The organism is Nonomuraea sp. NPDC054003 (assembly GCF_055585125.1).
Genome location: NZ_JBVJKR010000007.1, coordinates 190,459 through 209,946, shown reverse-complemented (window position 1 = coordinate 209,946; position 19,488 = coordinate 190,459). Strand labels below are relative to the sequence as shown.

At 70.6% G+C, this 19,488-nt stretch carries 22 protein-coding genes; 5 read left to right on the top strand and 17 right to left on the bottom strand.

Annotated features, from left to right (window positions below; all coding sequences use genetic code 11):
• Nucleotides 1-258: 258 nt before the first annotated feature.
• Nucleotides 259-786, bottom strand: a complete 528-nt coding sequence (locus tag ACZ6YG_RS20230; RefSeq protein ID WP_148030831.1) for a nitroreductase family deazaflavin-dependent oxidoreductase — start codon at nt 784-786, stop codon at nt 259-261.
• The gene (locus ACZ6YG_RS20225) at nt 764-1,399 is read right to left on the bottom strand and encodes a TetR/AcrR family transcriptional regulator (RefSeq protein WP_466018862.1); all 636 of its coding nucleotides are present in this window, start codon (nt 1,397-1,399) and stop codon (nt 764-766) included. The genes ACZ6YG_RS20230 and ACZ6YG_RS20225 overlap by 23 nt, the downstream gene beginning before the upstream one ends.
• A 152-nt stretch (nt 1,400-1,551) precedes the next feature.
• Between ACZ6YG_RS20225 and ACZ6YG_RS20220 the strand changes: the two genes are divergently transcribed.
• Together ACZ6YG_RS20220 and ACZ6YG_RS20215 are read left to right on the top strand one after the other, a co-directional pair.
• Entirely contained in the window at nt 1,552-2,016 is a 465-nt protein-coding gene (locus ACZ6YG_RS20220; protein ID WP_466018861.1) for a universal stress protein, read from the top strand.
• A gap of 259 nt (nt 2,017-2,275) precedes the next feature.
• Nucleotides 2,276-3,598 carry a DUF2254 domain-containing protein gene (locus ACZ6YG_RS20215; RefSeq protein WP_466018860.1) on the top strand — a complete coding sequence of 441 codons (1,323 nt, stop codon included), beginning with the start codon at nt 2,276-2,278 and terminating at the stop codon, nt 3,596-3,598.
• A 57-nt stretch (nt 3,599-3,655) separates the two neighbouring features.
• On the opposite strand, the gene ACZ6YG_RS20210 is transcribed toward ACZ6YG_RS20215, so the two are convergent.
• The 8 genes from ACZ6YG_RS20210 to ACZ6YG_RS20175 all read right to left on the bottom strand — a co-directional run bounded on the left by ACZ6YG_RS20210 (nt 3,656) and on the right by ACZ6YG_RS20175 (nt 11,615).
• On the bottom strand, nt 3,656-3,916 hold the full coding sequence (locus ACZ6YG_RS20210) for a hypothetical protein (protein WP_222708888.1): 261 nt from the start codon (nt 3,914-3,916) through the stop codon (nt 3,656-3,658).
• A gap of 218 nt (nt 3,917-4,134) precedes the next feature.
• Nucleotides 4,135-5,973 (bottom strand): glycoside hydrolase family 15 protein, encoded by a 1,839-nt coding sequence (locus tag ACZ6YG_RS20205; RefSeq protein WP_148030827.1) that lies wholly within the window; start codon nt 5,971-5,973, stop codon nt 4,135-4,137.
• Nucleotides 5,970-6,479 carry a hypothetical protein gene (locus ACZ6YG_RS20200; protein ID WP_148030826.1) on the bottom strand — a complete coding sequence of 170 codons (510 nt, stop codon included), beginning with the start codon at nt 6,477-6,479 and terminating at the stop codon, nt 5,970-5,972. Before ACZ6YG_RS20200 ends, ACZ6YG_RS20205 begins: the two co-directional genes overlap by 4 nt.
• A complete protein-coding gene (locus ACZ6YG_RS20195) occupies nt 6,476-7,810 on the bottom strand; it encodes a molybdopterin-dependent oxidoreductase (protein WP_261808471.1) in 1,335 nt (444 codons plus the stop codon). The genes ACZ6YG_RS20200 and ACZ6YG_RS20195 overlap by 4 nt, the downstream gene beginning before the upstream one ends.
• 89 nt (nt 7,811-7,899) lie before the next feature.
• Entirely contained in the window at nt 7,900-9,294 is a 1,395-nt protein-coding gene (locus tag ACZ6YG_RS20190; protein WP_466018859.1) for a glycosyltransferase 87 family protein, read from the bottom strand.
• The gene (locus ACZ6YG_RS20185; RefSeq protein WP_466018858.1) at nt 9,291-10,304 is read right to left on the bottom strand and encodes an NAD-dependent epimerase/dehydratase family protein; all 1,014 of its coding nucleotides are present in this window, start codon (nt 10,302-10,304) and stop codon (nt 9,291-9,293) included. The genes ACZ6YG_RS20190 and ACZ6YG_RS20185 overlap by 4 nt, the downstream gene beginning before the upstream one ends.
• Nucleotides 10,304-10,954 (bottom strand): TIGR04282 family arsenosugar biosynthesis glycosyltransferase, encoded by a 651-nt coding sequence (locus ACZ6YG_RS20180; RefSeq protein WP_148030823.1) that lies wholly within the window; start codon nt 10,952-10,954, stop codon nt 10,304-10,306. Before ACZ6YG_RS20180 ends, ACZ6YG_RS20185 begins: the two co-directional genes overlap by 1 nt.
• A 1-nt stretch (nt 10,955) precedes the next feature.
• Nucleotides 10,956-11,615 carry a glycosyltransferase family 2 protein gene (locus tag ACZ6YG_RS20175; RefSeq protein WP_364235718.1) on the bottom strand — a complete coding sequence of 220 codons (660 nt, stop codon included), beginning with the start codon at nt 11,613-11,615 and terminating at the stop codon, nt 10,956-10,958.
• Nucleotides 11,616-11,949: 334 nt separating this feature from the next.
• Between ACZ6YG_RS20175 and ACZ6YG_RS20170 the strand changes: the two genes are divergently transcribed.
• Entirely contained in the window at nt 11,950-12,561 is a 612-nt protein-coding gene (locus ACZ6YG_RS20170) for a class I SAM-dependent methyltransferase (RefSeq protein ID WP_466018857.1), read from the top strand.
• A gap of 237 nt (nt 12,562-12,798) precedes the next feature.
• Here the strand turns inward: ACZ6YG_RS20170 and ACZ6YG_RS20165 are convergent, their stop codons facing one another.
• Together ACZ6YG_RS20165 and ACZ6YG_RS20160 are read right to left on the bottom strand one after the other, a co-directional pair.
• Nucleotides 12,799-13,695, bottom strand: a complete 897-nt coding sequence (locus tag ACZ6YG_RS20165) for an SAM-dependent methyltransferase (protein ID WP_466018856.1) — start codon at nt 13,693-13,695, stop codon at nt 12,799-12,801.
• Nucleotides 13,692-14,189, bottom strand: a complete 498-nt coding sequence (locus tag ACZ6YG_RS20160) for a GbsR/MarR family transcriptional regulator (RefSeq protein WP_219551633.1) — start codon at nt 14,187-14,189, stop codon at nt 13,692-13,694. Before ACZ6YG_RS20160 ends, ACZ6YG_RS20165 begins: the two co-directional genes overlap by 4 nt.
• A gap of 142 nt (nt 14,190-14,331) precedes the next feature.
• Between ACZ6YG_RS20160 and ACZ6YG_RS20155 the strand changes: the two genes are divergently transcribed.
• Nucleotides 14,332-14,997 (top strand): DUF998 domain-containing protein, encoded by a 666-nt coding sequence (locus ACZ6YG_RS20155; RefSeq protein WP_466018855.1) that lies wholly within the window; start codon nt 14,332-14,334, stop codon nt 14,995-14,997.
• Between the two features lie 57 nt (nt 14,998-15,054).
• Here ACZ6YG_RS20155 and ACZ6YG_RS20150 read toward each other — a convergent pair whose 3' ends face one another.
• Both ACZ6YG_RS20150 and ACZ6YG_RS20145 read right to left on the bottom strand, forming a co-directional pair.
• Nucleotides 15,055-15,501 (bottom strand): hypothetical protein, encoded by a 447-nt coding sequence (locus tag ACZ6YG_RS20150; RefSeq protein WP_397197360.1) that lies wholly within the window; start codon nt 15,499-15,501, stop codon nt 15,055-15,057.
• Between the two features lie 13 nt (nt 15,502-15,514).
• A complete protein-coding gene (locus ACZ6YG_RS20145) occupies nt 15,515-16,186 on the bottom strand; it encodes a TetR/AcrR family transcriptional regulator (RefSeq protein ID WP_466018854.1) in 672 nt (223 codons plus the stop codon).
• A 199-nt stretch (nt 16,187-16,385) separates the two neighbouring features.
• Between ACZ6YG_RS20145 and ACZ6YG_RS20140 the strand changes: the two genes are divergently transcribed.
• Entirely contained in the window at nt 16,386-16,595 is a 210-nt protein-coding gene (locus ACZ6YG_RS20140) for a hypothetical protein (RefSeq protein WP_148030815.1), read from the top strand.
• Between the two features lie 267 nt (nt 16,596-16,862).
• Here the strand turns inward: ACZ6YG_RS20140 and ACZ6YG_RS20135 are convergent, their stop codons facing one another.
• Genes ACZ6YG_RS20135 through ACZ6YG_RS20125 form a run of 3 tightly spaced genes read right to left on the bottom strand, consistent with a single transcriptional unit; the run spans nt 16,863 to nt 19,139 of the window.
• A complete protein-coding gene (locus tag ACZ6YG_RS20135; protein WP_148030814.1) occupies nt 16,863-17,264 on the bottom strand; it encodes a VOC family protein in 402 nt (133 codons plus the stop codon).
• An 18-nt stretch (nt 17,265-17,282) separates the two neighbouring features.
• A complete protein-coding gene (locus ACZ6YG_RS20130) occupies nt 17,283-18,872 on the bottom strand; it encodes an FAD-dependent monooxygenase (protein WP_466018853.1) in 1,590 nt (529 codons plus the stop codon).
• The gene (locus ACZ6YG_RS20125; protein WP_466018852.1) at nt 18,873-19,139 is read right to left on the bottom strand and encodes a hypothetical protein; all 267 of its coding nucleotides are present in this window, start codon (nt 19,137-19,139) and stop codon (nt 18,873-18,875) included.
• Between the last annotated feature and the right edge of the window lie 349 nt (nt 19,140-19,488).

The window sequence follows — 19,488 nt, the reverse complement described above, 5'->3', positions numbered from 1 at the left end:
CCGAGATGCCTGGCCAGGCTCGCCTCCAGCCGGTCTCCCACCTCGGCCAGGTCGGGCTCGTCGTGAGCGGCTCAGCGGAAGGCGCCCAGAACCCAGGCCACCGCCTCCAGGCCTTGCCCTGGACGTCTCCGACGAGCAGGCGCACCCCGTGCGGGGCGGTGACGACCTCGTACAGGTCTCCCCCGATCCAGGCTTCGGCCGCTGCGGAGGTCGGCCGCCCTGCGGGGCACCGGCCGCCGCAGCACGCGCTGGGCGGCCTCAGTGACCAGCCTGACGTTGGCCGGCTCGCGCTCCCGCCGCAGCCGCAGCGGGCATGGCCTGCGGCACGAAGCGTACGAAGGGAATCTGCCGCCCGACCTCGAGGTAATCCTCCACGCTGCCGTCCACTGCGAAGCCCATGATGGCGCAGAGCCGGCGGGCGGCGGCCTGATGGCGTGGCGCGTACCGAGCCATGATCTCACCACCCTCCTCAGCAGGCAGCAGCCGGGCGACGGCGGGGAAGGTTCTGCCGCCCACCTGGAGGACGACCTCCGGTGTCTTCGTGATGTTCCTGTACCAGTCGGCGCGCGGGCCGAAGCCTGAGGCCGCCACGTAGCCGCGCCCGTCGCGCTCCACGACCTCGATGACGGCCTGGCGGGGCTTTCCCGAGACGCGACCGACATGGATGAGCAGCATCACCCTGCTCCCCAGCAGCCGGCCCAGCCCCAGCCGGTACAGGTGAATGGGCAGCCGCCACAACGTGCGCCGCAGCCCCGACGGCGGATCAGGCCTCTTCACGATGTCCATGCTGTTCCTTCCTGACTGTTTCCGATTGAGGGCTCAGCAGGTCCTCGACGGCCGCCATCGCCTCGCCGGTGTCCAGGCCGGGGTCGAGCATGCGGTGGAGCATGAGTCCGTCGATCAACGCGGCGACCAGGGTGGCCGCGCCGGAGCGACGCCCCGTCGACCAGTCCGGATGCAGCTCACCCAGCCGCCGCCCGAGCCGCTCACGCGCCCGCCGCAGCTCGTCCCGCAGCACCTCGCCGAGCGCGGGGTCGCGCATCGCCCCCGCGATGAGCTCGACGCCCATCCGGATCATCCGTTCGTCACCGGCGGTCTCGGAGGTGAGCCGTTGGACGACCGTGAGCGCCTGCCGGTCGTCCTCGGCGGCGAGCAACTCGTCCAGGAGCGGGCCGATGATCAGTTCACCGGCCCTGCGGGCGATCGCCGTCCGCAATCCCGGCAGGCCCCCGAAGTGGTAATGAATCAGGCCCGGTTTGGTCATGGCCCGCTCGGCCACGGCGCGCGTGGTGACGGCCGGCCAGCCTCCTTCGCACAGGAGCGCGACACCAGCGTCGACAAGCTGCTCCCGGCGGCGGTCCCCGCGGGCGGAACTTGGTCGGTCGACCAACTTGGCCATGTGGCCAAGATACCACTCACCTCTCGGCCATTCACCCCCCGTCCCCCTTTGGTGGACAGGCGTCCGACCTCCATCAGCGCCCCGACCTCCCGGTCAGCGTCCCCAGGACAGAGCGAGCGATGATGGAGTGAGAGCAGTGAGGAGGTCTCTCCATGGCGAACCTTCCTGCGCCCTTCGTCCTGGTGGGAGTGGACGGCTCGGACACCAGCAAGGATGCTCTGCGCTGGGCGGCACGCCAGGCCGAACTGACCAGAGCCGAACTCCACGTCATCCACGCCTGGCGCCTTCCGACCAGCTATGGCTACTCCATGGACTTCTCCGATGCGGACTTCGCCGGTGCGGCGCGCAAACTCCTGGAGCAGGTGGCGGACGAGGTCCTGGGCGATTCCATGTCCGTACCGGTCACCCTCCAGGTGTTCGAAGGCCATCCCGCCACGGTGCTGATCGACGCCGCGCGTGACGCCTCTCTGCTCGTCGTGGGCAACCGGGGGCACGGGCCGGTCATCGGCACGCTGCTGGGATCGGTGGCCCTGCACTGCGTACACCACGCACCGTGTCCGGTCGTCGTGTTCCGGCACCCGCCCGACGCGGTCAGCCCCACTGGAAGCGAACGGTAGGAACGGCGCACGCAGGGTATTCAAGGCATGCCGCGGCGTCAGACAGGAAACGGGGATCGGGGTGCTTCTCGAGTCAGGGAGTGAATTCCTCCGTCTCGCCGGCCGCGACATCGCTACCGTTCAACCGCCAAAACGGTCATGTGTGGCGTGGCGAACACCGGCCAGGTGATCAAAGCGGAGTCTGCGGACGATCGTCCAAGGAACGGGATAGACGATGGGGCCATCCGATCTTCGGGGCAGGCTGGCTGTCCTGGGAGACATGCTGCGCACCCAGCTCTGGCTGCTGCCCTCCCTCGGCGTGGGTCTTGCTCTGGGTCTTGGAGTGGGACTACCCCGACTGGATGCGAGGCTGGGACCCGACGTCCCCTCGTGGGCGGCGCCCTACCTGTTCGGCGGGGGTGCCAGCGCGGCCCGGGCAGTGCTGGGCGCCATCGCCGGCTCTCTCATCACGGTGACGTCGCTGACCTTCTCCATGACGGTGGTGGCCCTGCAACTCGCGAGCAGTCAGTTTTCGCCGCGCCTCCTACGCACGTTCACCCGGGACCGGGTCGTCCAGTCCACCCTGGCGCTGTTCCTGGCCACCTTCACCTATGCCCTCACCGTTTTGCGCACGATCCGATCCCCCGGCGAGTCAAGAGACATCTTCGTGCCCCAGATAGCGGTGACCACGGGATTCGTCCTGGCTCTGGTCAGCGTTCTCGCCCTCGTGCTGTTTCTCGCGCACCTGGCCCGGGAGTTGCGGGCGGAAACGACGTTGCTCAGGGTGCACGCCGAGGCGAACGAGACCATCCGCCGGGTCCTTCCGCCGCAGAGTTCCGCGTCGCTGGATGTGACACCCGTGTCGCCGCCTCCTGACACGTTGCCCCTGCGCGCTGGGGCCTCGGGTTTCGTGCTGAGGATGGATGCGAGCTCACTGCTGTCCGCGGCGGTGGAGGCCGACGCCGTCCTGCTCATCGACTGCTGTCCGGGCAGCCTGCTGGTCGCAGGGACCCCGCTGGGAGCCGGCTGGCCGCGTGCCGCGGGATCGTTCGACACCGATGTCGAGCTCCGGCTCACCCGGCAGGTCTCCAGGGCGATAAGCACGGGGCCCGAACGCACCGCGGCTCAAGACGTGACGTACGGGCTGCGGCAGCTCATCGACGTGGCCGTCAAGGCGCTGTCGCCGGGGATCAACGATCCCACCACGGCCGTCCACGCACTGGGCCATGTGTCGATCGTCCTGTGCGAGCTGGCAGGCCGTCAGCTCGGGCCACGGCCGCTGCGTGACGAGCGGGGCGACGTACGGGTCATGCTGTATCAGCCGAACATCGCCGACTTGCTCACGATGACGCTGGTGCAACCCCTCCACTACGGCGCTCACGACTCCACCGTCCTGGCCCAGATGTTCTCCCTGCTGCGTGACCTCGCCTGGCACGTTTCCGCCGACCAGCGCCCGGCAATCACCCATCAGCTGGAGGTCCTGCGTGCCCAAGCCGCCGGGCAACGATTCGGATCGAGGGAGATGGCGCGTTTCGACATGCTGTCCAATCAGGTCGAACAGGCACTGACCGGCCGCTGGGCACCCGCGTGGATTCCGTCGTGAACATGCTCCTCCCTGAAGCGCCGCGACGGTGGCGGGGCGGCGATCGATCGATCTCGCCTACCGGCTCCGTGACTCTCCGGCCAGGCTGAGGATGTCCTCCGGGAGGCCTCGTGCGGCGGATCCGGCGCGCGGGCCGTCGGCGGCGGCCGCCATCCTGGTGTGGGTGGCGGCCAGGCGTATGGCGTCGGCGAGCGCGTCCGAGGTCAGACGGCGCTGCGGCCGGGACGGCATGGCGGCGCCGGCCAGGAACACTGCGGCGATGCCGCAGCACTCCTCCTGCCGCAGCCCTCGACACCACGAGCATGCAGGCCAAGGCATCGGCGCCGATGCCCATCCCGGCAGCTCAGGCCGCAGTTCGGTGGTCACGTCCGCCGCCTGGCGCGCGACTGCGAGACCCTGCCGGCAGAACCCAGGATCAAACACCCACTTACAGCACGCCTCCTGCCAGACACCCCGCTCCTCCGACAAGCGGCCCCGGCGGTCCGCCCAAGGCAAGCGATGGCCGCCCTGGGACAAGCAGGCCGCCGGGTATTGCTTCAAGAGCCCCCGCAAGGCGCTCGGTCCGAGGAGCGCCGGGCGTCCCCGATGGCGCGGGCTGCGTTGATCAGGCCGATGTGGCTGAGGGCCTGAGGGTAGTTGCCGATCGCCTCTCCTGTGGTGGGGTCCGCCTCTTCGCTGAGCAGGCCGACATCATTGGCGCAGGAGGCGGCGGTCTCGAACGCCCGCCTGGCCGCGGCGTCCTGACCGATGAGGGCCAGCGCGTGGGCGAGCCAGAAGGTGCACAGCAGGAACGGGCCCTCCTGGCCCGCCAGCCCGTCGGCGGAACGGTAGCGGTACACCAGCCCTCTCGCGTCGGTCAGCCGGGTGGCGACAGCCTGCACGGTGGAGCGGATTCTCGGGTCGTCCGGCGGCAGGAATCCGACCAGAGGCATCATCAGGGTGGCGGCGTCGACATGGGTGCCACCGAACGTCTGGGTGAAGGCACCCGCCTGCTCGTTCCATCCGTGGGTCAGGATCGCGGTGTGGATCTCGTCCCGGACGCGCGTCCAGTCGGCGACCCGGGAGGCGGCCCCCAGCACGGGGGCCAAGGTGATCGCTCTGTTGAGTCCCACCCAGCACATCAGCTTGGAGTGCGTGAAGTGCCGGCTGGGGCCACGGACCTCCCACAGACTCTGATCCGGCTCCTGCCAGCGGCGCGCGGCGGTCTCGGCCACTCCGATCAGCAGCGAGCGCGTGAGGGGGTCGAACGGGCCGATGTCCCGGTAGGTCTGGTGGGCGGCATCGAGCAGTTCGCCGTACACATCGAGTTGGCGCTGGCGCCAGGCGTCGTTGCCGACCCGTACGGGGGCGCTGTCCCGCCATCCCCGCAGATGCGACAGCTGCCGTTCGCTCAGGTCGCGCTCGCCGCCGATGCCGTACATGATCTGCAGGTCCGGGTCCGCGTCGACCTGGGTCGCGCAGGCGCGGGACAGGAAGGTGAAGAAGGCGGTTTCTTCCTCCTCGCAGGTGGCCGTGTTCAGGGCGTGCAGGGTGAAGCTGGCATCGCGGACCCAGGTGTAGCGGTAGTCCCAGTTGCGCTCCCCGCCGATGCTCTCCGGCAGGGAGGTCGTGGCCGCGGCCACGATGGCCCCCGTCGGGGCGTAGGTCATCGCGCGCAGAACCCGGCCGCTGTGGTTGACCTGCCGGCGCCAGGGGCCCTCGTAGTCGCCGTGCCCGCGTGACCAGGAGCGCCATCCCGCGACGGTGTCGCGGATCCGGCGCGCGACGGCCCGGGAGGTACGGCGCGGCGGGTCGGGCGCCCAGGCCCGGTCGGTCTGCAGGGCCAGGCCCACGTTCTGTCCCGCGCGCAGGGTGAGAGCGGCGTCCGCGACCGAGCCGCTGGTACGGAACTCCACCGGACTGGACAGGGTAAGCACGTCGGAGCCCCCACGGGCGATCAGGCCGCCGCGGACCGGTTGCATCAGCGGGCGGACGAGCCCGAACTCGGGCCGGGGCGCGTACACGATCTCCACCGGCACTCGCCCTTCGGTGCAGGCGAGCCGACGGAGGAGCAGGCCAGGGGAAGACGTGCCCAGCGCGTGGGCGCGTTCGCCACGACCCAGCGCGAGCGCGTCCAAGAGCACCAAGGTGCCGTCGCGCGTCCTGAACGTGGTCTCCAGCACAAGGGTGTCCTCGACGTACCGACGGGTCACCTCGGCCGGACATGTCGGCCGGATCGTCCAGAATCCGGCCTCTTCGTCCAGCAGCCGGGCGAAGAGCGCCGGACTGTCGAAACGCGGCAGGCACAGCCAGTCGACAGAACCGTCGGACGTGACCAGCGCGGCGGACCGGCAGTCCGACAGCATCGCGTAGTCGCCGATCGGCCGGGCACTCAATGTCCGGCCCGCCCCACGTCCAGGCGTCGCAGCACGTGGAGCAGTGCCGAGACGGCGAAGAGCACCAGGGTGACCAGGATCCATCGGTGGAGGTAAGGGAGGGTACTCAAACCGACCGCCGCCCTGTAGTTGGGCTCGGCGCCGCGCAGGATGAGTGGGGACCACACCACCAGCAGCAGGAGGGAGAACGCGGCCGGCACGCGCAGGTAGTTGACCGGAGCCGGCCGCCGCCCCGCCGGCCGGGGCCTGCGCCGAGCAGTCGTACGACGGCGGCGGGTACGGGCAGCGGCAGACCGTGCGGCGAGGTCAGCGGCGGAGTAGAGAGGGAACAGCACCAGATCGTGGAGGATGACGGCCCCCACGAGCCACACCAGAAAGCCCCGCCAGATCCCCACCTCGACCACCCGGGTGGCGGCGTAGCCGGCGACCAGGAAACAGAGGGCGAGGACGAGCAGGTGCCACGGCGGAGCGCCGTAGGTCCTGGCCCACCGGCTGTGGCCGTTCACGATCGCTCCTGGATGAAGTCGAGCTCGCGCACCCACTTCGTGTTGTGCACGCCGGGGGCGTTGGGGACGATGACCCGCGCCGGATAGCCGTGGTCGAGAGACAGGTCGGCGCCGTTGACCCGCAGCGCCAGCAGCGAGCGCGGGTCGGCGACCTGCGCGCCGCTGAGCGAGGCCCGACCGAAATAGCCCCCGCGTTGCAGAGAACTGGTGGTGACACCTGTCGAGCCGGCCCGGATCCCGGCGAGGCGGGCGAGGTCGGCCAGCCGTACACCGGTCCAGGTCTGGACGGTCGACCAGCCTTCCACACAGGCGATCGGCAAGGCGTAGGTGTACAGCGGCATCGCCAGCAGGTCTTCACGGAAGAGGTGCACCCGCTGTGGTCCGACGAGTGCCAGCCGCCAGGACGCGCCGGTCTGAGCTGCTGTCACGCCGAGGCTCGCCGCCGTCTTGTTGACCTGGAAATCGTTGGGGCCAGGACCGTAGAGGCGCCCATGAGGAGCGAGCAGCGCGGTACGGCGCAGCGGCCCGTCGATGCACTGGCCGACGGACAGGCCGAACATGATCAGCGAACCGCCGCCGGCGAAGGCCAGCAGGCCGCGTCTGGACATCGTGGGGGGCGCCGGGTCGACGGCGACCAGGCCATCGGGGTCCGGCGGCTCCGGGCGGGTGTCCGCCACGGAGCTGCGCAGGTGGTCGCGCAGGCCGTACGTCCGCAGGGTGTGGATGACTCGGGGCAGCTTGATGACGACGTGGACGACGAAGGCGGCCAGGAAGATCCATGCGCCGTAGAAGTGGGCCGGGTAGAAGGAGAACGGGAAGACGTAGAAGAGCTGGATGTTGAGGATTCCGGTCACGAACTGGAAGACCGCGCCGCCGACCAGCAGCAGCAGGCTGGCCCGTTCGACGGCCTCCGCGACGGAGCGGGCGGGCGGCCAGGAGAACAGCTTGGGGATCACCGACCACAGCTTGGCCAGCAGGATCGGCACCAGGGTCAACCCGCCGACGACGTGCACGCCCTGGGTGACCCGGTACAACCAGACGGGGTCCGTGGGCCAGTCGAACAGATAGAAGCCCAGCAGTCCCCTGCCGGGGGTCGTGTCGTTGCCCGGCAGCCGGGGCTCGTACGCGGCGTACGACACCAGCCCGGTGATCGCGACGAGGGTGATCCCGGCCAGCAGGACCAGTCCGAGCACCGAGGTCAGCCAGGGGCCGCGGAGCGGACTGCGCCAGAACTCCGGCCGGAACGGCCCGGGCGGCCCGCTCCACCCCTTGAGGCGCGCGGCCAGGCGGCCCTTCTTGCCGGCTTTCGCGCCGCGCCACACATCCGGCACCGATCCCCCCGAAATCCCACGTCGACTGTCCGGTCTCCTTACCGGAAGCGGTCTTTCCAATGCCACGCCCTCGCACCCATTCGGCAATATCAGGCCGTCCGCCGTGCTGCCGGTGAGGGACGGACCACGCGTACGACCACCCCTGCGGCCACCGCCAGCGCGGCAAGGGCGTAGGCGACGGTCCCCGAGCCGGTGCCCAGGTACGCCGCGCCGCTCGCCAGCGGGACGCCGAGCCACTCCCACCGGCCGTCGAGGGCGACCAGCGCGACGACCAGCACCGCGTACCAGGAATAGCCGGGTGTGAACACGAGGAACCCCACCCCGGTCACCACCAGCGCGCCCTGCCACGGCCGGTCCGCGTCACCGTGGCGGAGGACGTGGAAGATCGCGATCCCGACGATGACCAGGGCCGCGGGCAACGCCCACGAGTCGGGAAGGACCAGTCGCAGCAACGCATACCGGTCCCTGCTGCCGGCATCGTCGTAACCCTCCTCGGTCAGGTACCCGAAGAGGTATCCGAGTACCGAGCCGCGCGAGGCGAGTGCGTACGGCAGATAGGCGAGCGCCACGACGAGGGCGGCGGGGCCGAGGACGGCCAGAGTGTCGAGCATCCGGCGCGCCGGCGTCCTTCCGTCTGCCGCGAGGACCCCGGAGAGCGCTCCGGGGGCGGTGACGGCGGGCAGCAGCTTGGCCGCGGCCGCCGCGCCGAGCAGCGTGCCGCCGAGGACCCTGTGCCTGTTCACCGTGGTCAGCGCGATGACGGTGAGCAGGACGCCGAGCCCGTCGACGTGGGCGTTGTTCACCAGTTCGAGCGGGACGGCGGGACACCACGCGTAGCAGGCGGTGTACGCCGGAGCGTTACCCCGGGTGCCGGCCCGCCGGCCGAGCGCGATCAGCAACACGGCTGAGGTCGCGAGCGCCAGGAGCGCGCCGCCGACCTGCAACGGCTTGTGCCGTGCCCCTTCGGGAGAGAGCCCGTGCACCAGCAGGAAGTACGCCTCCGCCAGCGGCGGATAGATCGTGTGCACGCCGGGACGGTTGATCCGCGTGCACGACGCGACCGTGTCTCCGGAGGGGATCGGGTAACGATCGGGCCCCTCGCAGCCATCGCCGCTGGGGAAGAGCCAGCGGTCGCGCAGCCGCGCCAGCGCCGCCTCGGCCGGTGTGTGATCGTAGGGCGAGACGCCCGCGGCCTGCACCCGTCCGTCCCAGGCGTAGCGGTAGGAGTCGGTGCTGGTGGCGGGCGGCGAGAGGAGGCCGGTGGCGGTCACGGCGATCCCACCGGCGATCAGCAGGCACGTCGCCTGGCGTGTCGGCAGCCCGCGCACAGCCCATATGGCCGCGTAGAAGAACGCCCACGCCAGCGCGTACGGCCAGAACAGGCCGCGGCGGTCCGCCGGAACGGCGTCCTGGCCGATCGCCCACGCGAGCGTCCCGGCCAGGGCGACCAGCAGGACGGCCGTTCCCGCCGTGCGGCGGATCACGCCGGGCAGGCCAGGGGTGCGGTGGCGAACTCCTTCATTCCCTCGTCGAACCCGATCCGGGCGTGGAAGCCGAGCTCCGCGCCCGCCTTGTGCGGAGCTGCCACGATGTGCCGGACGTCACCCAACCGGTACTCCCCCGTCGTCACCGGCTCCGGCCCGCCACGCTGACCGGCCAGTGCCGCCGCCAGGTCGCCGATACTGCGCGGCTCCCCGCTGGCGATGTTGAACGCGTCCAGCAGGCCGGGCCGGCCGCCGGAGAGCGCGGCGACGTTCGCGCGGGCGACATCGCGGACGTGGACGAAATCCCGCAGTTGCCCGCCGTCCTCGAACACCCTGGGTGCTCGACCGGCCTCCAACGCGGATCTGAAGATCGCCGCCACCCCGGAGTACGGCGTGTCCCGTGGCATCCGCGGCCCGTACACGTTGTGGTAGCGCAACGCGACGGCCGTGCCGCCGGTCTCGCGCGCCCAGTTGCTGGCCAGATGCTCCTGCGCCAGTTTGCTGGTGGCGTACGCGTTGCGGGGATCCGTCGGCGCGTTCTCATCGATGGTGGCGTGGACCACCTCCGAGTCGCACCGGGGGCAACGAGGTTCGAAGTGCCCGCGTGCCAGAGCGGCGGCGGAACGCGGCGCGGGCCGTACCCTGCCATGACCCGGGCAGTCGTAGGCACCCTCGCCGTAGACCACCATCGAGGAGGCCAGTACCAGCCGCCCGATCTCGTGCCGGGCCATCGCGGCGAGCAGCACGGCCGTGCCGTACACGTTGACCGAGGCGTAGTCCGGCAGGTCGGCCACGTTCACGCCGAGCCCGACCTTGGCCGCCTGGTGCACGACGACGTCGGCCCCTGTCATCGACCGGTCGAGCGCGGCGCCGTCGCGCACGTCGTCGCCGGTCCTGAGGTCGAGACGGATCACCTCGTGCCCGGCCGCTTCCAGCGCCTCCGCCACATGGCTTCCGATGAACCCGGCCGCGCCGGTGACCAGCACCTTCGCCTCGCGAGAAGGGGTCATCACGACACCGCCGTCCCGGCGAGCGCGGCGGCGAAGCGGGAGTGGGGAGCCAGCGCCGCCACCTCGATCGCGTCCGCCATGGTGTCCACGTCGGTCAGGCAGGGCAGGCAGGCGACGCTCATCCCTGCCTCGGTCAGTCTGTTCAACTGGATCTCTCCCGTGATCGGCTCGGACATCGGCACACCGAGCAGCAGATCCGGGTCGGGGGCGCGCAGCCCGAGCAGCCAGAACCCGCCGTCCGTCGCGGGGCCGAACACCGCGTCGTGGGCGCCGAGCAACGACACGGCGTCGGCCAGCAGGCCGGCGGTCACCTGCGGGGTATCCATGCCGATGAGCACGATCGGGGTGGGCGAGAGCCGGTGGGCGTCGTCGAACGCGGCGGCGAGCCGTTCGTCCAGGCCGTCGCCGCGCTGCGGGACGACCGTGAAACCGGTGGGCAGCCACGCCCCGGGAGACCCGTCGAGAGCGATCACGCGGCGGGCCACCGGAACCCGGGCGACCGTCCGCAGCGTATCCTCCAGGGCGGCGCCGGCCAGTGCCGCGGCCTCGCGCGGCGTGCAGGGCGGGGTCAGGCGGGTCTTCACTCTCCCTGGTACGGGCTCCTTGGCGATCACCAGGAGTTGCGCGCCGTCGGCATGGTGCGAACTCACGTCATACCGCCCTGTCTGCCATGACCCGGCGCATGTCACCGATCGTCCGTAGCGTGCCGCGCACCGTACCGGTCACCTTCGACCTCCCCGTACGGGCCAGATAGTCCACCTCGACCTCGGCGATCCGCCAGCCGGCCGCACCGGCGCGCAGCACCATCTCCAGGGGGTAGCCGAACCGCCGGTCCACCAGTTCCAGGGCCGACAGGGCGGCACGTCCGCACGCCCGCATCGGCCCCAGGTCGTGCAGGTCTGCGCCGGTACGGCGGCGCAGCTCGCGAGCCAGCACGGCGTTGCCGAGCCGGGCGTGCACCGGCCAGGAGGCGCCCGGTCCAAGGACGCGGCGACCGAGGACAAGATCGGCCTCACCCGCCCGGACCGGGCCGGCGACGCGCGGCAACTGTCCAGGATCGAGGGACGCATCGGCGTCCATGAAGCACACCACGTCCGCCGTCGCGGCCGTCAGCCCCGCGTGGCACGCGGCGCCGAATCCGGGCCGGGGCTCGGCCACCACCATCGCGCCGAACTCCGTCGCGACTCTCGCGGATCCGTCGGTCGAACCGTTGTCGACCACGATCGGGCGGAAGCCGGACGGCATCCGCCCGAGCACCCAGGGCAGGGCCGCCTCCTCATTCAGACAGGGCAGAACCACGTCGATCTCCATGGGCCGACGCTAACGCGGCGACAGCGCCGTTCTTCTTACGAAAGGATGACGTCGTTCCGAGAAATGACCGGCTCGGGTCCGCGGAAACACAGTTTCATGGTCGGCCTCGCGGTTTGGGCCGCTGGGCCCCGTGCCCTGGCAGGACATGCGACGTGTCGTAATCTGTCATATTTTGGCTTTCCATCGAGGGCATGTTGGACGCACTTTTGCCCGACGGTCGTGGCCTCGTGCCCGTAACAGCCTCGTAAGGATCGGCTCCGACCCGTCGGGGTAGTGTCTGCAGCGTGATCATCGGTAGCCGTGCGAACGTCGTCCTCCACTGGGGAAAAGCCGCGTGATCGGCGCTTTCTATGAAGACTGTCTCAAAGGCAGAGACGTAGAAATCGAATATTCCGACGGCCTGATACGACCGCTCTCCGCCGAGCGCTGGCTCCGGTACAACGAGGGCGACGAGCACATTCTGGCCCGATGCGGCGGCCCCACGCTCGATGTCGGTTCGGGACCCGGAAGACTGACCGTTGCGCTCACCCGGATGGGGATTCCCGCCATGGGCATCGACATTGCGCCGTTGGCCGTGGAGCTGACCCGCCGCGCCGGCGGTCTGGCGCTGCGCACGTGCGTCTTCGAGCCCCTTCCAGGAACCGGGCGGTGGGCCGAGGCGCTCCTGGCCGACGGCAACATCGGCATCGGCGGCGACCCGGCAGCCCTCCTCCGGCGCATGCGCGAGCTGGTCAGGCCAGGAGGCACAGTGATCGCCGAGCTCTCACCACCGAGGTCACAGAGCAAGGTCCAGACCGTACGGCTGCGCCAGGCCGGGCGTACGGGCGACTGGTTCACCTGGGCGACCGTCTCGATCGACGATATCGCCGCCCTTGCCAGGCGATCCGGGTTCCCCACCGTCGAACGCTGGAACGCGGCGGGGCGATGGTTCGCATCCCTCTCATGACCCGTCCGGCCGCGCGGCCCCGCGCCCAGCCGACGACGGGGTGCCCAAGGTGACCGCCAGCCTGCTGCGCGCGGAGAAGGCGGCCCAGCGCACGAGAGAGAGCCAGGCCCGCATCGGCGACGCTCATCGAGGGGCGGCCGGCCGGGACTGAACCGGTCCGGGGGCGGTCTTACGAACGCTGATCCAGCTCGCGCCGTCCCTGGGGTTGCGCCTGCTGCTGCGTGACCTGGGCGGCGGCTACGGCTTCACGGCCTCGACGAAGCGCTCGAGATCCGACACCGTCAGCTCCCGCGCGGCCAGCTCCCCGGCCGGCGCCAGGTAGCGGTGCCGGTATTCGGCGCTGCCGACCTGCTCCCGCTCGATCCAGCCATAGCGTCCCAGCAGAGCGCCCACCTCGTCCGGAGCCAGGCCGAACCGCCACACCCGCCGCTTTGTCACGAACTCCTCATGCAGCGCCGCCGCCCCGTGGCCGCCGCTGTGCAGGAAGTCGGCCAGCACGTAGGTGAACAGCAGACGGCTTCCCGGGGCCGCCCGGGACAGAAACGCCAAGGCGGCGTGCACGGCCTCCTCGCTCAGGTACTGCGTGACCGCCTCCCACACGAACACCGCCGGCCGGTCGGCCTCAAAGCCGTGCACGGCCAGCGCCGTGGCCAGTACGTCGGCCAGTTCGGCGGTCTCGAAGTCGACCTCGATGAGCCGCACCCGTTCCGGCACGCCGCCGGGCAGCGCCCGCAGCCCCTGCCGCTTGCCGGCCACGTTCACCGGCAGGTCCAGCTCATAGGCCCGCCCGCCCGGCGGCGTCAGCCGGCAGGCCCGGGTGTCCAACCCGGCCCCGAGCACCACCAACTGCTCGATCCCGGCGCCGAAGGCTTCGGCGACCTTGTCATCGGCGTACCGCTTGCGGCACAGCACGCCGCCCCACACCCCCGGCGCGCGCCGGTCGGACGCGCCGGCCATCCACGCGCGCACGGCCTTCCACCGGCACGCCCGCACGGCAGCGCGCGCGGCCACCGGCAGGAGCCCGGCCGCCAGCCCGTCCTCGATCAGCCGCCGGCCGGGCGGCTCGTACTGCTCGACGGCGGCGATCACCATGGGGCCGAGCGCCGTCTGCGCCGCTGCGGGCCGTCGTGTCATGCGTCATCCCTCCGCAATCCCTCTGAACGGTCCGGTTGCGAGGGTGGCGGCGGGGCGTCGTCGAACACCTTGGCCATCCACTCGAACATGGCGTGCGCCTGCCGCACCCGGGCGGACCGCTCCTCCGGGCCCTCCTCCTGGCCGGCCAGCGCCAGTCCGTCCCGGGTGATGTCCAGGAACGCGGCGATCGAGGCGATCTGCCGTTGCACCACGATCGACCAGGCGTCCTCGGCCATCCGGTAGTAGACGGTCCGCTCACCCGGACGGGTTCGCCAGGCGAGGAATCCCATGCTGGTCAGCAGCCGCAGGTTGGAGGTCAGGGAGGCGCGGCTGGCGCCGATGGCCTCGCTGATCTGCCCCGCTGACTGCTCGGCCGGATCGCAGATCATCAGCCAGCCCAGCACTCGGCCGGCGATCGGAGGCACGCCGTCACGCGCGAGATACATGGCGATCCGTTCCGCCCACTCCACCTGCTGATCCCGTCGGCTGGTCATCCAGCCTCCCCTCTTGCAGCTATTTCAGTATGAGCTAAAATACCTGCATTGATCAAGGATGCGCCCAGCTGGGGTGCTGTGGTGAGCCGGGAAGTCTGGTCGGCCCGCGACGCCGTCGCGGAGAAACAGGAGGACTTCCCGCATGACCACCCGCACCCTCAACGCGCTGCTCGGCAGCGGGGTCGTCGCCGGTGTGCTGATGCCGGCGCTGCTGTGGGCCGACGGCGCCACCCGCCCGGGCTACAGCCTGTGGCACCACGGCGCCAGCCAGCTCGGCACCGGCGAGCGCGCCTGGCTGCAGACGATCAACTTCACCCTCGGCGGGCTGCTTCTGGCGGCCTTCGCACTCGGGCTGCGCCAGGTGCTGCGCGCCGGTCGCGGCGCCACCTGGGGGCCGACCTTGCTCGCCACCGCCGCGGTCGGCCTGGTGGTGGCCGGGCTGGTGCCGACCGACCCCGCGCTCGGTTATCCGCCCGGGCAGCCCACCGGCGTCACCACGAGCGGCCTCATCCACCAGGCGGCCGGCTTCGCGCTGTTCGCCGGGCTCAGCGTCGCCGCCGTTGTCCTGGCCCGACGGCTGCGCGAGCACAGCCGCGGCTGGGCGCGCTACTCGCGCCTGTCCGGTCTCCTGATCATCGCCTTCGCGTTCGCCGCCGGCATCGCCTACCGGCTCGACACCCTCGGCCGATGGCAGCCCGCCCCCGCCGGCCTGCTCGAACACCTGTCCCTGCTGACCGGCTTCTGCTGGATCATCGCCGTCGCCACCCACCTGCTGCGCATGCCCATCCCTGACGCCACTTCCAGATGATCAGCTTCCCGAAGGTGCCCGTTCCAAGATCACTATCTAGGTGTCGATGCTCGACCTTCAACCGGCCAGGATCTCGGTGACGACGACGTACAGCGCCCACAGCGACAACCCGGCCATGATGACGATCTCGCGCCAGCCGAGGGCGGGCCTGGCCTGGATGGCGTACGACATGGTGATGTTGGGCGCCGCCGGCGCGGGCGGGCGCCGGTTCCCGGCCAGGGGCTCGTTGAAGCGGTGGATGAAGATCTGGATGAGGTTCATGCCGGCGACCAGCCCCGCCGCGAAGCTCAGCGCGCTCAACCCGGCGGCGAACTGCAGGGCGATGATGGCCACGACGCACAGCAGCGTGAGGGTGTCGTAGATGCCGATGAGGCGCTGCGAGCGCGCGTAGTAGGCGGCGATCCGCTTGATCCGGACGTCATAGGGGACCAACAGCCACAGGCCGAACTTGGCCAATGCCTGCAGATAGAACAGCGCGATCACGATACCCAGCGCGATGGTCATGGTCGGTGTCCTTTCATGAGGTCGGGATGTCGTCGCCGCCGGTGGGGGCGGCGGTGAACCACGGGCTCAGCACGGCGGGCTCGACCAGCACGACGGAGTCCTCGGCCAGGCCGAGGATCCGCTCCAGGGCCTGGGTGTGGGCAGCGACCGTATCCTGGGCGCCGGACAGGTCCGGCCGGCCGGTGGCGTCGAAGGAAAGGACCAACTCGGCCAGCCGGTCGTTGAGGTCCTGGATCAGCGCGACGAGGACGCGGCCGGTGGCCTCCGGATGCGTGACCGCGAGCGTGTTCTCTCGCGCGCCTTGCTCAAGGATGCCGGCCAGCAGCGGCGCGATGCGGTCGGCGATGCCCGGGCGCAGCTTTTGCCGGACGACGGCGTTGTCGTCGGACTGCCAGACGCGTAGCAGCGCGACGAGCAGGTCGCGCCGCTGGTCCTTCCAGCGGCCCAGCCCGGTGAGGAAGCTCTGCAGCTTCTGCAGCGCCGGTGCGTCCGGGTCGGTGGCCAGTGGCGCCAAGGCGGCGGCGATCTGGTCGGCCATGCGTTCCATCACCGCTTCGACGAGCGCCTGCTTGGAGTCGAAGTAGTGGTAGAAGGCGCCCTTGGAGGCGCCCACCTGGGACCACACGTCCTGCACGCTCATCCGTTCGTAGCCCTTGGTGCGCAGCAGGATCTCTGCCGCGTCCAAGAACTGCGTCCGCCGTCCGGCATGCGCGGCCTGATCAACTGTTCGCGCCACTCGGTCCTCCCACTCCATTAACAAACCGGCTGCCGGTTTATTAATAGCATGAAGGACCCGGCCGCGTCTTGGCCCACCGGACAACAGTCACGGGTGCACATGCCGTTTCTCTTCGGGAGCCCCCTCTTCCGTGAAGTAACCCGGTCTGGTGCCTTCACAGAAGCCCAGCTCGGCCGTTCCGGCCCAAGGGCAGGATCGCCGCAAAATCACTTCACGAAAGGTCGTCGGCCTGCCCGACGCCCTCGCCGGGGCCGACGACAGCCTCGGTGAGTGGATCGAGCGCTACCTCGAGCTGGCCGTGCGTGGGGTCCGTTCGGCGGAGGTCACCGCCAAGATCGCCCGGCACCTGGATCACTAGCCTGCTACTGGCTGGCACAGCCTCTTCTCCTGCGCGACGTGCGGGCGTGTGCCCGGTGCAGGCCGACGAGTAGCGGCCTGGATCCCTTCATGTACTGCCTGGACCTGCTGGTGCCGTTGATCAGCCTGGGCCACGACACCACCTGGGACCCTGCCGAGCGCACGCCAGGCCCCGGAGCCTGTACACCACTCCACCCGACGACATCGCCGCCGGCTGTGTCGAAGAGCCGTGATCACGAGGCCCGGGCATCTGGCAGGAGCAGCGACGCTAACCGTGGCGCGTCACCGCCAGGGTGCGCAGGACGCAGAACTCGTTGCCCTCGGGGTCGGCCATGACCACCCAGCTTCGGTCTGGGCCTTGGCCCACGTCTCTCTTGGTGGCGCCGAGGCCCAGCAGTCTGGTCACCTCGTCGTCGGTGCTGCCGTCAATGGGGCTGATGTCGAGGTGGAGCCGGTTCTTCACGGTCTTGCCCTCGGGCACCTGAATGAACACCAGGGTGGGCGGCATCTGACGGGCCCGGACTTCCTCGATGGTCGGCTCCCAGGAGCCTATCTCGACCTTGCCCTCGTTCCGGTCGATCACCTTGAAGTCCAGGACCGCGCACCAAAAGGCCGCGAGTCTCTCCGGATCGTGGCAGTCGACGGCCAACTCGGTGAATCTACTGGTCATGTCTCCATTCCCTCTGTTTCACGGCGTTCCGAACCATGCGGAGAGTGCCTCGCGCAGCGGGGGCATGGCGCTGTCCGTGGATTCGTCGAGGCCGGCGGCCCAGGCGACGTGGCCGTCCGGGCGGATCAGCAGCGCGTCAGCCGGCCGATCGTCGGTCTTGGCGGTGTGGACGTCGAGGAGATGCCGCCAGTCCCGGGCGATCTGGCGGAGCTCTGGGCGGTCGGCCAGGTCGAGGAGGACGGGCCGGGCGGTGTGCAGGAGGTCGGCGACGCTGGTGACGCCCTGGTCGGTGTGCAGGGTGAGGTCGGGGGCGAAGGTGCCGGCCAGCGGGTGGTGGTGGGAGCCGGGCATCGGGTAGCGGATGTCGGTTCCGGCGACGAGGGCTCCCATCCGGCGTAGCGGCTGCTCGTCGGTGAGCAGTTCGGTGAAGACGTCGCGGAGTGCTTCGGCGGCCGCGTCGTGCCCGCGCCGCAGCGCTACCTGCGCTCGGGTATGCAGCAGGGTGCGGGCGCCGGCCAGGTGACGTTCGGTGTGGTAGGTGTCCAGCAGGCCGGCCGGGGCCGTGCCGTGGAGGTCGGCGGCCAGCTTCCAGGCCAGGTTGACCGCGTCCAGCATGCCGGCGTTGAGCGCCACTCCGGTGGCGGGGAACAGGTGTGCCGCGTCGCCGGCGAGCAGGATGCGACCGGCACGGTATCGCTCGGCCTGGTGGGCTTTGAAGGTGAACCGGGACAGCCGGGTCGATCCGGCCAGGGGCAGGTGTGCGCCGAGCACGCGGTGGACGCTGTCCTGCAATTCGGCCAGGGTCATGGGGACGTCGTCGTCGTATTCGGTGGTCTCGTCCTCGACGGTGTAGAGGGAGACAGACTGGGTGCCGGGTGAGGAGCCGACGCCGAGCAGGCCATGGTTCGTGCGGGTGAAACCGGCGCGGATCGTGCCGAAGCCGGGGATGTCGAGATCGCCGTTGCCCAGAACGGTGACCGTGTGGGGCAGGGTGACCTGGGCCAGGCGGTTGACCTCGGGATAGGTGGTGCCGGGGAACGGAATGCCGGCCCAGCCACGGATGCGGCTGCGCGCGCCGTCGCACCCCACGAGGTACCGCGTGCTCGTCCGGTAAGGGCCGTCCGGGCCGCGCACGTCCACGGTGACGGCGTCGTCGTCCTGGCTTACCCCGGTCACCTCGTGTCCTCGGCGGAGGTCGACGCCGAGTTCGCCTGCTCGTTCGCCGAGCAGCCGCTCGAGCAGTTGCTGCGGCAGCGGCAGGGCGTGCATCGGGGGATCCGGCAGCTGGGTGAAATCCAGGTGCACGCCGCCGAACGGGAACCGGGGAGCCGGCGCAGGGCCGGTGCAGGCCGCTTCGAAGCGTTCCAGCAACCCCCGGTAGCGCAGCAGCTCCAGGATCTGCCCGCCCAGGCCCCCGGCCTTGGGGGTGTCGCGGGGACGCGGCTGTCGTTCCAGCACCAGCGGCCGCACTCCGGCCAGGCACAGCTCGGCGGCCAGCATGAAACCCGTCGGACCGGCCCCCACGACGATCACGTCGGCGTCCCCCGCCGGCCGCTCCTCTCGCAGGTCTTCTTCCGCGGGCCGGGCGGCATCGTGGTGCTTCATCATCTATGACCTTTCGATCGTGTCGTTCGTCGCGTCGGAACGCGCGAATCGGGACGGAGCTGTCAGCCGGGTGCCAGGCGGCTGAGGTGTTCCCAGGCGCGGCTCGCCGGCCAGGATGTAGGCGCCGATCAACGCCTGGGAGGCGCCGCGACCCGACGCCGGCGCCGCACAGTACCCGGCGTCCCGGAGCAGCACCACCCGGCCCGAGAACCAGCGGTGCATCTCCACCTGGGCGTTCGCCTCGAAGAAGAGGTCCTTCGCCCCCCGCATCTCCTCCAGCAGGCGCCGGACCAGCGCCCGGCCACGATGCGCTTGTGCTGCCCGGCGTCATCGCGGTCGTAGGCCAGCGGCCCGGAGGCGACGTGCAGCGCCGCCCGGGCTCGGGCGCCGTCGCGGGTGCCGAGCACCGCGGTCGCCTTGCCCGGTACGCGGTGGACCCGGCCGCCGTCTTCGGCGCCGCAATGGCCGGGCAGGCCGAAGACCGCCGTGCAGAGGCCCAGGTGCCGGACAAAGCGCTCGGGCGGCCCGAAGACCAGCGAGCGGGTCCCCCGAATACAGCCCGTCAGCGCCGGCCACCAGGTCGTCCCTGAGGATCCCCAGGTCGCCCGCACGGACCGCC